The sequence below is a fragment of the Jiangella endophytica genome, from assembly GCF_003427025.1.
GTDB classification, from domain to species: Bacteria; Actinomycetota; Actinomycetes; order Jiangellales; family Jiangellaceae; genus Jiangella; species Jiangella endophytica.
Map to the genome: position 1 here is coordinate 120615 of NZ_QVAI01000009.1, position 12874 is coordinate 133488.

Here is a 12874-nt window from a genome sequence, read left to right on the forward strand (position 1 = left end):
CTCCTTGGGTGCGTCTCGAGGCCCGTGTCCGGGTCCCCTAACACCTCCGATTGTCCCACGAACGGGGCCGTCAGTGCGGAGGCGGCGGCGGAGGCAGCTCCCGCTCGGCCGGTTCGGGGTCGGCGGTGGGCTGTGGCTCGACAGGCGTGGGTGGCGATCCGGCGGCGGACGGACCCGGCTGGGCCTCGGCCGGAGCGGCCGGCTGGGCCTCGGCCGGAGCGGTCGGGCCGGCCTCGGCCGGAGCGGCCGGCTGGGTCTCCGCCGGTCCCTCCACCGGCGCCGTCGCCGGCGTCTCCGCCGGTCCCTCCACCGGTGACTCCGCCGGAGCGGCCGCGGCGGCCGGAGCGGGCGTCGTCCGCGGTGTCTCGCGCCAGGCGCTGGTGATCGGCACCCGGCGGTCGCGGCCGAAGTTGCGCATCGTGATCTTCGGGCCGGGCGGGTACTGCCGCCGCTTGTACTCGGCGGTGTCGACCATGCGCAGCACCTTGGCGACGAGGTCGGCGTCGAACCCGGCGGCCTGCAGCTCGCCCGCGTCGAGGTCCAGCTCGAGGTGCCGATACAGGATGTCGTCGAGCAGCGGGTAGTCGGGCAGTGAGTCGGAGTCGAGCTGGCCGGGGCGCAGTTCGGCGCTCGGCGGCTTGTCGATGGAGCCCTGCGGGATCGGCGGCGTCTCGTTGCGCTCGGCCGCGGCGGCGTTGCGCCAGCGGGCCAGTTCCCAGGTCAGCGTCTTCGGCACGTCCTTGATCGGCGCGTAGCCGCCGACCGCGTCGCCGTAGATGGTGGAGTAGCCGACCGCCAGCTCGGTCTTGTTGCCGGTGGCGAGGACCAGGTGGCCCTCCTGGTTCGACAGCCCCATGAGCGTCATGCCGCGCACCCGGGCCTGCAGGTTCTCCTCGGCCAGCCCGGTCAGCTCCAGGTTGTCGAGGAACGCGCGGACCATGGGCTCGATCGGGATCGTCCGGAACCGCAGCCCGGTCCGCTCAGCCATGTCCTGCGCGTCGGACTTCGAGTGCTCGGACGAGTACTTGCTGGGCATCGAGACGCCGTGGACGTTCTCGGCGCCCAAGGCGTCGACGGCGACGGCGGCGACCAGCGCGGAGTCGATGCCGCCCGACAACGCGATCACCACCGACGAGAAGCCGTTCTTGCGCACGTAGTCGCGCAGACCGGTGACGATGGCCGCGTACACCTCGGCGAGGTCGGACAGCCGCGGCGCCAGCGCGCCCGGGTCGGGCGTGTAGGCCGGCAGCGGCGCGGTGGTCAGCGTGGTGCGGTGGACGGCGAACCCGGCGACCCGCTCCTGCGTCATGCCCCACGGGCCGGGCGCGGCCGCGACCGCGTCGGGCAGCTGCAGGTCGACGACCATGCAGCCCTCCTCGAACTGCGGCGCGCGGGCGAGCAGCTCGCCGTCGGGGCGGACGACGAGGGAGTCGCCGTCGAAGACCAGTTCGTCCTGGCCGCCGACCATGTTCACGTACGCGAGCGTCGCCTGCGCGGCGGCGGCCCGGCGCCGGGCGAGGTCGAGGCGGGTGTCGTCCTTGTTGCGCTCGTACGGCGACCCGTTGACGACGAGCAGCAGCCCGGCCCGCGCCTCACGCGCGACCGAGACCGGCCCGCCGTCCTGCCAGATGTCCTCGCAGACCGCCAGCGCGACGTCGATGCCGTGCAGCCGGAACACGCCGAGGTGGTTGCCGGGCACGAAGTAGCGGGCCTCGTCGAACACGCCGTAGTTGGGCAGGTGGTACTTGGCCTGCCGGGCGACCACGCGCCCGCCGTACAGGACGGCGACGGCGTTCTGCGGCGACCCCTTCGGCCGGCCCAGCTGGTGCTGGCGCGCCGTGGCGTCGTCCCTGCCCAAGTAGCCGACGACGACGGCGGTGGCGCCGAGCCCCTCGGCGTCGAGCCGGACCGCCAGCTTCTCCAGCGCCGCGCGCGACTCGTCGACGAAGGACGCCCGCAGCGCGAGGTCCTCGACCGGATAGCCGGTGAGCATCATCTCGGGGAAGGCGACGAGGTGGGCGTGCTGCGCGGCGGCGTGCTTGGTCATGCGGACGACGAGGTCCGCGTTGGCCTCCAGCGCACCGACGGTCGGGTTCACCTGAGCGAGCGCGATTCTGATCTGCGGCACGATCCGAGCTTAGTCACGCGACGACACCGTCCAGCTACCCGGCGGACACGACAGTGGGGCACACTGGCCGCGTGGAGAAGCAGCAGCAGTTCGTCCTCAGGTCGCTGGAAGAGCGCGACATCCGGTTCGTCCGGCTCTGGTTCACCGACGTGCTCGGGTTCCTGAAGTCGGTCGCGGTCGCCCCTGCCGAACTGGAGAACGCGTTCTCCGAGGGCATCGGGTTCGACGGCTCGGCCATCGAGGGGTTCGCCCGTGTCTACGAGGCGGACATGCTGGCCAAGCCCGATCCGACGACGTTCCAGGTGCTGCCCTGGCGGGGCGGCTCCAACGGCACCGCGCGCATGTTCTGCGACATCCTGATGCCCGACGGCTCGCCGTCGTACGCCGACCCGCGCCACGTGCTCAAGCGCGCCCTCGGCAAGGCCGCTGAGCAGGGGTTCACGTTCTACACGCATCCCGAGGTCGAGTTCTTCGTCTTCAAGAACCAGCCCACCGGCGGCGAGGAGCCGATCCCCGTCGACGCCAGCGGCTTCTTCGACCACACCGCGCACGGCATCGCGCAGGACTTCCGCCGCGACACCATCACGATGCTCGAGGACATGGGCATCTCGGTGGAGTTCAGCCACCACGAGGGCGCGCCCGGCCAGCAGGAGATCGACCTGCGCTACGCCGACGCGCTGGCCACGGCCGACAACCTCATGACGTTCCGCGCCGTCGTCCGCGAGGTCGCGCTGTCCCAGGACCTCTACGCGTCGTTCATGCCCAAGCCGTTCACCGCCTGGCCGGGGTCGGGCATGCACACCCACGTGTCGTTGTTCGAGGGCGACCGCAACGTCTTCCACGAGGCGGGCGCCGAGTACCAGCTGTCCAAGACGGCCCGCTCGTTCATCGCCGGGCTGCTCAAGCACGCGCCTGAGATCACCGCCGTCACCAACCAGTGGGTCAACTCCTACAAGCGGCTGCGCGGCGGCGGCGAGGCGCCGGCCTACGTCTGCTGGGGGCACAACAACCGGTCCGCGCTGGTCCGCGTCCCGATGTACAAGCCCGACAAGGGGCAGTCGGCGCGCGTCGAGTTCCGCTCGCTGGACTCCGCCTGCAACCCGTACCTCGCTTACGCGGTCATCCTCGCGGCCGGGCTCAAGGGCATCGAGGAGGGCTACGAGCTGCCGCCGGGCGCCGAGGACGACGTGTGGGCGCTGACCGACCGCGAGCGCCGGGCCATGGGCATCGACCCGCTGCCGGCCTCGCTCGACGAGGCGATCGAGGCCATGGAGAACTCCGAGCTGGTCGCCGAGACGCTGGGCGAGCACGTCTTCGAGTTCTTCCTGCGCAACAAGCGCGCGGAGTGGAACGAGTACAGCCTGCAGGTCACTGCGTTCGAGCGGGCCAAGATGCTGCCGGTGATGTGACGCGTTGATCGACGTCGTCGAGCACGAGCCGGGCTGTCCGCTGGACCGCTTCGGCGGCTGGCTGGAGGACGCGGGCGCGGAGGTCCGGGTGCTGCGGCCCTACGCCGGCGACCCCCTCCCGGCGGTGCCCGGCGCGGGCCTGATCGTGCTGGGCGGGCAGATGAACGCCTATGACGACGGCGTCGCTCCCTGGCTGCCGGCGGTGCGGTCGCTGCTGCGCACGGCGGCCGAGGGCGCGACACCAGCCCTCGGGATCTGCCTCGGTGCGCAGCTGCTGGCCGTCGCGTGCGGCGGCCGGGTCGACGTCGGCGCCGCGCCGGGCCGCGAGTCCGGCGTCACGGACGTGCGCTGGCGCGCGGAGTCGGCCGGCGATCCGCTGGTCGGCGGGCTGGCCGACCCGTTCCCCGGCCCGAGCATGCACGCCGACGCCGTCGCGGAGCTGCCGCCGGGCGCCGTCTGGTTGGGATCGTCGGCGATGTACCCGCACCAGGCGTTCCGGGTCGGCACCGCGGCGTGGGGCGTGCAGTTCCACCCGGAGGTGTCCGAGCCGACGTTCGCCGGCTGGGCGGCCGAGCTGGACGACGTCGACGCGGCGCCGGTGGTGCGTGAGCTGGCCGACCGCGACGCGGACGTCGTCGCCGCCGGGAAAGAGCTGGCCACTCGGTTCGCCCGCATCGTCGAGGCGTCGGTGGCGGTGCGCCGGTAGGGAGACCGATGTCCAGGCTGCGCCGCCAGGTGCCCGTGCTCGCGGTCGTCGCCGCGGGCGGTGTGCTGGGTTCGCTGGCCCGCCACGGCGCGGCGTCGCTGCAACCCGCCGGCACCGGCTGGCCCTGGGCGATCCTGGTGGTCAACGTGTCCGGCTGCCTGCTGATCGGTGTCCTCATGGCCGTGCTGCTCGATCTCACCGCGCCGCACCGGCTGCTGCGGCCGTTTCTGGGCATCGGCGTGCTGGGCGGGTACACGACGTTCTCCACCTACGCGGTCGACACGCAGCGGCTGCTGGCCGACGGCCGGGTGGCCGCCGCCCTGACGTATTTCCTGGTGACGCCGGTGCTGGCGCTGCTGGCGGTCTGGCTCGGGACCGCGGCCACCCGGGCCCTGCGAGGAAGGAGACGCGCATGACGCTGGAGGGACCGGCCCGGCGGCTGACCATCGTCGTCGGTGAGAACGACACCTGGCACGGCCGGCCGCTGTACACCGAGATCGTGCATCGGGCGCACGCCGCCGGGCTGGCCGGCGCCAGCGTGTTCCGCGGCATCGAGGGGTTCGGCGCGTCCCACCACATCCACACCACGCGCATCCTCAGCCTGTCCGAGGACCTGCCGGTCGCCGTGGTGATCGTGGACCACGCCGAGCCGGTGCAGCGCTTCGTCGACGAGATCGCGCCGCTGGTGCGCGAGGGTCTCATCACGCTGGCCGACGTCGAGGTGGTCCGCTACGTGGGCCGGGGGAGCGACGAGCGGTGACGGTGCTGCTGGTGGCGGCCGGCGCCGCGGTCGGCGCGCCGCTGCGGTACGTGGTGGACCGCTGGGTGCAGACCCGGCTCGACGGCACGTTCCCGTGGGGCACGCTGGTGGTGAACGTCGTGGGCTCGTTCGTGCTCGGACTCGTGGTCGGGTCGCCGTCGCTGAGCTCCGAGCTGACCGTGCTGATCGGGACCGGATTCTGCGGCGCACTCACCACGTACAGCACGTTCAGCTACGAGACGCTGCGACTGGTCGAGGACGGCGCGTGGGCGCGCGGGGCCGCGAACGTGCTGGTCAGCATGACTGCCGGGCTGGGCGCCGCCGCGCTCGGCTGGGCCCTTGCCTCCTGACCCCCGGCCACGTTGATCTTGGAGTTGTTCGGCGATCCCGAGTGAAATGTCCGATGGATGGCCGAACAACTCCAAGATCAACGTGGTCGGTGGTGGGCGGTCGGCGGGGCGCGGAGTGCGGCGGTAGGTTTGTTTCATGTCTGTGAACCGGACCGAGGGCCGCGTCGCGTCGTTGGCCAAGGCCGGGTTCGCCGACACCGCCGCGGCGCAGCGCGAGCTCGACGGCCCGCTGTTCACCGACCTCGCCGGAACCGACCTCGTCGCCGCGCTGGGCGTCGTCGCCGACCCCGACCTCGGGCTGCGCGGGCTCGGCCGGCTGCTGGAGGCGCTCGAGACGGACGAGCGGCGGGCGGAGCTGTGCACGATGCTGGGCACCGACTCGCCGCACCGGCGCCGGCTGCTGGCCGTGCTCGGGTTCAGCTCGGCGCTGGCCGACCATCTGTGCCGGCATCCGAACCACTGGCTCGACCTCGGCTCGCTGGACCCCGCCAACCGGCCGGCCGCCGACGCCGTCCGGGCGCGGCTGCTCACGGCCGTCGGCGCCGACCCCGCCGCGGCCGTTCCCGTCGCCGCGGGGGAGCAGCCGGAGTTGCTCGACGCGCTGCGGGTGGCCTACCGGCGGCATGTCGCGGCGCTGGCGGCACTCGACCTCGCCGACCGGCTCGACGTCGCCGCCGTCGCGGCCGAGCTGGCCGACCTCGCCGGCGCCACGCTGGAGGCCGCGCTCGCCGTCGCCTGGGCCGCGCTGCCCGACGGAGCGCCCGACTGCCGGCTGGCCGTCATCGCGATGGGCAAGGCCGGCGGACGCGAGCTCAATTACGCCTCCGACGTCGACGTCGTGTTCGTCGCCGAGCCGCCGGCCGACGACCCCGACGGCGCGACCGGCTGGCTGTCCACCGCGACGACGCTGGCCACGGCCCTGATGAGGGCGTGCTCCGTCTACACCGGCGAGGGCACCATCTGGCCGGTCGACGCGGCGCTGCGGCCCGAGGGCAAGCGGGGGCCGCTGGTGCGCACCGTCGCCAGCCACGTCGCCTACTACCGCGACTGGGCGAAGACCTGGGAGTTCCAGGCGCTGCTCAAGGCCCGCCCGGTGGCCGGCGACCGCGCGCTGGGCCAGGAGTACGTCGACGCCGTCATGCCGATGGTGTGGACCGCTGCCGGCCGCGACGGCTTCGTCGACGACGTGCACGCGATGCGCCGGCGGGTCGAGGACCACATCCGGCCCGCCGAAGCGGACCGCCAGCTCAAGCTGGGTCCCGGCGGGTTGCGCGACGTCGAGTTCGCCGTCCAGTTGCTGCAGCTGGTGCACGGGCGGGCCGACGTCAGCCTGCACGACGGCAACACGCTGGGGGCGCTGGGGGCGCTGACCGCCGGCGGATACGTCGGGCGCGACGACGGCGCCGTGCTCGACGCCGCCTACCGGTTCCTGCGGACGTTCGAGCATCGCATCCAGCTGCGCGGGCTGCGGCGCACGCACGTCGTCCCCGACTCCGACGATCAGCTGCGCATGCTCGCGCGGTCGTTGGCGCTGAAGCAGCCGGCCGAGCTGGTCGACGTCTGGCACCAGCAGGCCCGCGAGGTGCGGCGGCTGCACGAGAAGCTGTTCTACCGGCCGCTGCTGTCGGCCGTCGCGCGGCTGCCGGGCGACGGCGTCCGGCTCAGCCCGGAGGCCGCGCTGGCGCGGCTGCGGGCGCTCGGGTACGCCGACCCCGCGGGCGCACTGCGGCACATCGAAGCGCTGACGACGGGGGTGTCGCGGCGGGCGTCGATCCAGCGGACGCTGCTGCCCGTGCTGCTCGGCTGGTTCGCCGACGCACCCGAGCCCGACACCGGGCTGGCCGGGTTCCGCAAGGTCAGCGAGGCGCTCGGGACCACACCCTGGTACCTGCGGCTGCTGCGCGACGACGGCGCCGCGGCCGAGCGCATGGCGCGCGTGCTGGCGTCCGGGCGGTACGCGACGGAGCTGCTGCTGCGCGCGCCCGAGGCGGTCTCCCTGCTCGGCGACGACGAAGCCCTGCGGCTGCGCGAGCGCGGGCCGCTGGAGAAGGAGGTCCTGGCCGGCGTCCAGCGCCACGACGACCCCGTCGCCGCCATCGGCGTCGTCCGGGCCATGCGCCGGCGCGAGCTGTTCCGCGTCACCGTCGCCGACCTCGCCGTCGGTGCGCCCGTCGAGGACGTCGGCGAGGCGCTGACCGTCATCGCGGAGGTGACGTTGTCCGGTGCGCTGGCGGCCGCCACCCGCGCCGTCGAGGCCGCTCATGGCGGGCCGCTGCCGACCCGGCTGGCCGTCGTCGCGATGGGCCGTCTCGGCGGCCGCGAGATGGGGTACGCGTCCGACGCCGACGTGTTGTTCGTCCACACGCCGTACCCCGACGAGGATGAGACCGAGGCGGCCACGGCCGCACAGGCCGTCGCGAACGAGATGACCCGGCTGCTCTCGCTGCCGTCGCCGGAGCCGTCGCTCACCGTCGACGCGGCGCTGCGGCCCGAGGGCAAGCAGGGCCCGCTGGTGCGGACGCTGGCCTCGTACGCCGCTTACTACGACCGGTGGGGCGAGGTGTGGGAGCGGCAGGCGCTGCTGCGGGCGGGGCCCTGCTGCGGCGACCCCGAGCTGCTGCGGCGGTTCGAGGCGCTGATCGACCCGCTGCGCTGGCCGACCGCCGGCCTGACGGACGTGCAGATCCGCGACGTGCGGCGCATCAAGGCCCGGGTCGAGTCCGAGCGGCTGCCCCGCGGCGCCGACCCGTCGATGCACCTCAAGCTCGGACCGGGTGGCCTCGCCGACGTCGAGTGGACGGCGCAGCTGCTGCAGCTGCGGCACGCCTCGTCCGTGCCCGCCCTGCGCACGACGTCGACGCCGGGGGCGCTGGCGGCGGCGGTGTCGGCCGGGCTGCTGGCGGCGGAGGACCGCTCGGTGCTGGTCGACTCCTGGCGCCTGGCGGCGCGCATCCGCAACGCGACCGTCCTCGTCACCGGCCGGCCGTCGGACATGCTGCCCAAGGACCCCAAGACACTGGCCGCGGTCTCGCAGGTGCTCGGCTATGGCGTCGGCGAGTCCACCCTCTTCGTCGACGACTACCACCGCTTCGCCCGCAAGGCCCGGGCGGTCGTCGAACGCCTCTTCTACGACGACGCCCGCTGAACCCGGTCCGGCCGCGATAATGGCGGCATGTGGGGAATCATTCTGATCCTGCTCGTGGCCTGGCTGGTCATCTCGGTCCTGGGGCTGGTCATCAAGGGCCTGCTCTGGCTGTTCTTCATCGGCGTGGTCCTGTTCCTGGCCACCTCGGCGTGGGGTTGGCTCAAACGGAACAGCTGACCATCGTCGAGAGGTTGCCCTGATGACGCTCGCTGGCGAGCATTCCGCGTTCCTGGAACGGTGTGTCGAGCTGGCCGAGGCCGCGCTCGCCGCCGGCGACGACCCGTTCGGGTCGGTGCTGGTGAGCGCTGACGGCGCCATATTGGCCGAGGATCACAACCACGAGACGACCGCCTCCGACCCGACCGCCCATCCGGAGCTGGCCCTGGCCCAGTGGGCCGCTCAGCACCTGCCGCCGGCCGAGCGGGCCGGCGCCACGGTCTACACCTCGGGGGAGCACTGCCCGATGTGTGCGGCCGCCCACGGGTGGGCCGGTCTGGGTCGCATCGTCTTCGCCGCGTCGAGCGCCCAGCTGGCCGGCTGGCGCGCCGCGTGGGGACTGCCGGCGGCACCCGTGCGGGCGTTGCCGATCACCGACGTGGTGACGGGCATCGAGGTCGTCGGCCCGGTGCCGCCGTTCGACGAGCGGATGCGCGCCGTCCACGAGCGGGCCGCGCGCCGCTGAGCCTCGCCCGGACCGGAACCGCCGGCGGCCGTCACCGCACCGTCACCAGGCCGTCACCACGCCGAAGGAGTCTCCAGGGCGCGGTCGGCACCCCTCGACCGGGGTGGCCCGCCCTACCATGGGGCATGGAGGGGGCCACGTCCTGGTTGGCGCGCCGCGATCCCGGCCTGCACGCTGTGCGCCAGGCAGCCAGGGTGGCCCTCGTCGCCTGCGTCGGCTTCTACGGCTGCCGGTACGGCCTGAACGACGACGTCATGGCGATCTATGCACTGTTCGGCTCCGTGTCCTTGGGAGCACTGTCGCAGGTGGCCGGATCGGCTGCCCAGCGGGCGCGCACCTTGCTGGCGGTGCTGCCGGTGGCGGCGCTGCTGATCCTGATCGGAACGGCGCTCGCGGTGAGCACCTGGGCGGCCGTCGCCGGCATGCTGGTGGTCGGGTTCAGCGTCGCCTTCGCCGGTGTCGGCGGACCACGCCTCGTCGGCCTGGCGGCGGGCCTGCAGCTGTTCTACATCTTGCCCTGCTTCCCGCCCTATGCACCCGACACCATCGGCTCCCGGCTGATCGGGGTCTGCGTCGGCATCGTGCTCCTCGCGCTGGCGGAGCTGCTGTTGTGGCCGGACCGCACGCCCGAGGGATACGACCCGCGGCTGGCGAGAGCCTGCTCACGGGTCGCGGGCTATGCGCAGGCACTCTTCACCGCGAGCAGCGCAGCGGCAGAGCAGTCCGCGCGGGGGGCCGTCGACGCGCTGCGCCCGTCCCGGCTGCCGCCGGAGCTGCGCCCGATCGCGCCGGGCCGCCGCGACCGCGCTCGCAGTCAGGCCGCCCAGACGCTGGGCTTCACGCTGGCCCGTCTGTCCGAACTGAACCGAACTCCGGCCGGTCCGGGCTCGCTCACCCCCGCTGCCTCCGCGCTGCTGACCCGGGCGATCGCCACCACGTGGTCCAGCGCCCGCAGCCTCACCGGTGGCGCGGCACCGGACACCGACGGCCTCGCCAGGGCGATCAGGGAGCTGCAGCAGGCCCGCTGGGAGAAAGGCGACGGCGACCCGCGCGCGCTACGCGCAGACGGGCTCGTCCTGACCGCGGCCGACGGGATGTGGGTGCTCGGCACAGCAGTACGCCTGACCCGGGGTGGCCGCCTGGTGGTGCCGGACGGCGTCGACCGCTTCTGGTTTGCCCGGGAGAGCAACCCCGCACTGTGGTTGCGACGGCTGCGGGCCCACCTGACCCCGCGCTCGGTCTTCTTCCAGGGCGCTGTTCGAGTGGCCCTGGCGCTGGCGGCGGCGCGCCTGGTCGCCGGCGCACTGGACCTCCAGCACGGATTCTGGGTGCTGCTCGCCACTCTCACCCTGATGCGCAGCCGAGCCGCCGACACCCGGACCGCCCTGCGACCGGTCGTCATCGGAACGCTTGTCGGCGGCGTGGCGGCGGCGGCGCTCCTCGTCGTCGTCGGACCCGACCTCGAGGTGTACGCGATCGCGCTGCCGCCCACGATGCTGGTGGCCTTCGCGGTCGGTGCCATCCTGGGGCCGGTCTGGGTTCAGGTTCTCTTCACGCTGGTGCTCGCGATGGCCTTCGTGCAGCTCGCTCCGGCCAGCTGGCAGCTGGCCGAGGTACGAGTGGTCGACGTGTTCGTCGGTGCGGCCGTCGGCATGCTCGCCGGCGTCATGGCCTGGCCCCGCGGCAGCGCGGGCGAGCTGCGAGGCGCGACCGCCGACTTCCTGGTCGCCGCAGGTGACACCGTCAGGGAGACGGTGTCGGTGCTGGCCGCACGCGTACCCGCGGATGGCGCGCTGGCTCGGGCCAGGTACGCCATGCTGCTCGCCGACGCGTCCTATGGCATGTATCAGACCGAGCGACCCGATCCGCGGTTGTCGGCGGTGGACTGGCATGCCGCGGTCGTCGCCGGCCTGCACGTCGTGCAGGGTGCCGAGACCTTGCTGGCGCGGTGTGCGCCGGGGACCGTGGCGCCATGGGCCGAGTCGGTGACCGCGGACGCAAGGCGGGTGGAGCGCGCTTGTGACGACCTGGCGGCGGCGTTGCGCAAGCCGATACCGACCATGCCGCCGCAGGGCGACACGCGATTCGCCGGCGTCCCCAACGCCTGGGTCGTCGACATCGAACTCTGGCTCGGCGGCGTCACCCACGACCTCGCCCGGGTGGTGCCGGCGCCGGCTGAGGACACCGGCCCCAATAATGATTGAGAGCCGCCGGCCGCGCCTCGAGGCAGGCGGCCGGCGGCTCCCGTCAGGGGATGTGCCCTGCGATCAGATGTCGAAGTAGAGCTCGAACTCGTGCGGGTGCGGACGCAGCCGGATCGGGTCGATCTCGTTGGTGCGCTTCCAGTCGATCCAGGTCTCGACCAGGTCGTCGGTGAAGACGCCACCCTCGAGCAGGTAGTCGTGGTCGGACTCCAGCGCGTCGAGGGCCTCGCCGAGCGACGACGGGACCGTCGCGATGTTGGCGTGCTCCTCGGGCGGCAGCTCGTACAGGTCCTTGTCGACCGGCTCCGGCGGCTCGATCTTGTTGCGGATGCCGTCGACGCCGGCCATGAGCATGGCGGAGAAGGCCAGGTACGGGTTGCTGGACGGGTCCGGAACGCGGAACTCGATGCGCTTGGCCTTCGGCGACGTGCCGGTGACGGGGATGCGGACCGCCGCCGACCGGTTGCGCTGGGAGTAGACCAGGTTGACCGGCGCCTCGAAGCCCGGCACCAGGCGGTGGTACGAGTTCACCGTCGGGTTGGTCCAGGCCAGCAGCGAGTCGGCGTGCTTGATGAGGCCGCCGATGTACCAGCGGGCGAGGTCGGACAGGCCGCCGTAGCCGAGCTCGTCGTAGAACAGCGGGTCGCCGTTCTTCCAGAGCGACTGGTGGCAGTGCATGCCCGAGCCGTTGTCGCCGAACAGCGGCTTCGGCATGAACGTGGCCGTCTTGCCGGCGTCCCAGGCGATGTTCTTGATGATGTACTTGAACAGCATCAGGCGGTCGCCGGCGTGCTTCAGGGTGTCGAACTTGTAGTTGATCTCGGCCTGGCCGGCGGTGCCGACCTCGTGGTGGGCCCGCTCGATCTCGATGCCGACACCGGTCAGCGCCTTCACCATGTCGTCGCGCAGGTCGGCGTAGTGGTCGACCGGCGGGACGGGGAAGTAGCCGCCCTTGTACCGCGTCTTGTAGCCGCGGTTGCCACCCTCCTCGACGCGGCCGGTGTTCCAGGCGCCTTCGATGGAGTCGATGTAGTAGTAGCCGGCGTTCTGCTTGGTCTCGAAGCGGACGTCGTCGAAGACGTAGAACTCCGCCTCGGGGCCGAAGTAGACGGTGTCGGCGATGCCGGAGCTGGCGAGGTAGGCCTCGGCCTTGGCCGCGATGTTGCGCGGGTCGCGGCTGTACGGCTCACCGGTGAAGGGGTCGACGATGGAGAAGTTCAGCGCGAGGGTCTTGGCCTTGCGGAACGGGTCGACGAATGCCGTCGCGGGGTCCGCGATCAGCTTCATGTCGGACTCGTGGATGGCCTGGAAGCCGCGGATCGAGGAGCCGTCGAACATCAGGCCCTCGGCGATCGCGTCGGCGTCGAAGGCCGAGGCCGGCACGTTGAAGTGCTGCATGACGCCTGGCAGGTCGCAGAAGCGGACATCGATGAACTCGACGCCCTCGTCCTTGACGAACTTCAACAGCTCGTCCGGGTTGGTGAACATCC

The 12874-nt window shown here is 72.7% G+C and carries 11 protein-coding genes; 9 read left to right on the forward strand and 2 right to left on the reverse strand.

The window, feature by feature from the left end:
• Window positions 1–70 precede the first annotated feature (70 nt).
• A complete protein-coding gene (locus tag DZA62_RS18785; protein ID WP_198663944.1) occupies window positions 71–2128 on the reverse strand; it encodes an NAD+ synthase in 2058 nt (685 codons plus the stop codon).
• A 71-nt stretch (window positions 2129–2199) separates the two neighbouring features.
• On the opposite strand from DZA62_RS18785, the gene glnA (DZA62_RS18790) reads away from it, so the two are divergent.
• The 9 genes from glnA (DZA62_RS18790) to DZA62_RS18825 all read left to right on the forward strand — a co-directional run bounded on the left by glnA (DZA62_RS18790) (window position 2200) and on the right by DZA62_RS18825 (window position 11384).
• Window positions 2200–3537, forward strand: a complete 1338-nt coding sequence (gene glnA / locus DZA62_RS18790; RefSeq protein ID WP_116950444.1) for a type I glutamate--ammonia ligase — start codon at window positions 2200–2202, stop codon at window positions 3535–3537.
• Window positions 3538–3541: 4 nt separating this feature from the next.
• Window positions 3542–4243: a type 1 glutamine amidotransferase gene (locus tag DZA62_RS18795; protein WP_198663945.1), complete on the forward strand. Its 702-nt coding sequence runs from the start codon at window positions 3542–3544 to the stop codon at window positions 4241–4243.
• 8 nt (window positions 4244–4251) lie between these two features.
• Window positions 4252–4659, forward strand: coding sequence for a fluoride efflux transporter CrcB (gene crcB, locus DZA62_RS18800; protein WP_198663946.1), 408 nt, complete (start codon window positions 4252–4254; stop codon window positions 4657–4659).
• On the forward strand, window positions 4656–5003 hold the full coding sequence (locus DZA62_RS18805) for a DUF190 domain-containing protein (RefSeq protein WP_116950445.1): 348 nt from the start codon (window positions 4656–4658) through the stop codon (window positions 5001–5003). The genes crcB (DZA62_RS18800) and DZA62_RS18805 overlap by 4 nt, the downstream gene beginning before the upstream one ends.
• Window positions 5000–5353 carry a fluoride efflux transporter CrcB gene (gene crcB, locus DZA62_RS18810; protein WP_116950446.1) on the forward strand — a complete coding sequence of 118 codons (354 nt, stop codon included), beginning with the start codon at window positions 5000–5002 and terminating at the stop codon, window positions 5351–5353. The genes DZA62_RS18805 and crcB (DZA62_RS18810) overlap by 4 nt, the downstream gene beginning before the upstream one ends.
• A 136-nt stretch (window positions 5354–5489) precedes the next feature.
• Window positions 5490–8498: a bifunctional [glutamine synthetase] adenylyltransferase/[glutamine synthetase]-adenylyl-L-tyrosine phosphorylase gene (locus DZA62_RS18815; RefSeq protein WP_116950447.1), complete on the forward strand. Its 3009-nt coding sequence runs from the start codon at window positions 5490–5492 to the stop codon at window positions 8496–8498.
• Between the two features lie 27 nt (window positions 8499–8525).
• Complete coding sequence (locus DZA62_RS36420; protein ID WP_198663947.1) at window positions 8526–8675, forward strand: hypothetical protein; 150 nt, start codon at window positions 8526–8528, stop codon at window positions 8673–8675.
• A 22-nt stretch (window positions 8676–8697) separates the two neighbouring features.
• The gene (locus DZA62_RS18820) at window positions 8698–9180 is read left to right on the forward strand and encodes a nucleoside deaminase (RefSeq protein WP_116950448.1); all 483 of its coding nucleotides are present in this window, start codon (window positions 8698–8700) and stop codon (window positions 9178–9180) included.
• Between the two features lie 125 nt (window positions 9181–9305).
• On the forward strand, window positions 9306–11384 hold the full coding sequence (locus DZA62_RS18825; protein ID WP_116950449.1) for an FUSC family protein: 2079 nt from the start codon (window positions 9306–9308) through the stop codon (window positions 11382–11384).
• 63 nt (window positions 11385–11447) lie between these two features.
• Here DZA62_RS18825 and glnA (DZA62_RS18830) read toward each other — a convergent pair whose 3' ends face one another.
• Complete coding sequence (gene glnA / locus DZA62_RS18830) at window positions 11448–12872, reverse strand: type I glutamate--ammonia ligase (RefSeq protein ID WP_116950450.1); 1425 nt, start codon at window positions 12870–12872, stop codon at window positions 11448–11450.
• Window positions 12873–12874: the final 2 nt, after the last annotated feature.

Bases quoted from the DNA above. Each gene is read 5' to 3' on its own strand.
- crcB (WP_198663946.1), top strand. From the start codon at position 4,252: ATGTCCAGGCTGCGCCGCCAGGTGCCCGTGCTCGCGGTCGTCGCCGCG.
- DZA62_RS18805 (WP_116950445.1), top strand. From the start codon at position 4,656: ATGACGCTGGAGGGACCGGCCCGGCGGCTGACCATCGTCGTCGGTGAG.
- DZA62_RS18815 (WP_116950447.1), top strand. From the start codon at position 5,490: ATGTCTGTGAACCGGACCGAGGGCCGCGTCGCGTCGTTGGCCAAGGCC.
- DZA62_RS36420 (WP_198663947.1), top strand. From the start codon at position 8,526: ATGTGGGGAATCATTCTGATCCTGCTCGTGGCCTGGCTGGTCATCTCG.
- DZA62_RS18820 (WP_116950448.1), top strand. From the start codon at position 8,698: ATGACGCTCGCTGGCGAGCATTCCGCGTTCCTGGAACGGTGTGTCGAG.
- DZA62_RS18825 (WP_116950449.1), top strand. From the start codon at position 9,306: ATGGAGGGGGCCACGTCCTGGTTGGCGCGCCGCGATCCCGGCCTGCAC.
- glnA (WP_116950450.1), bottom strand. From the start codon at position 12,872: ATGTTCACCAACCCGGACGAGCTGTTGAAGTTCGTCAAGGACGAGGGC.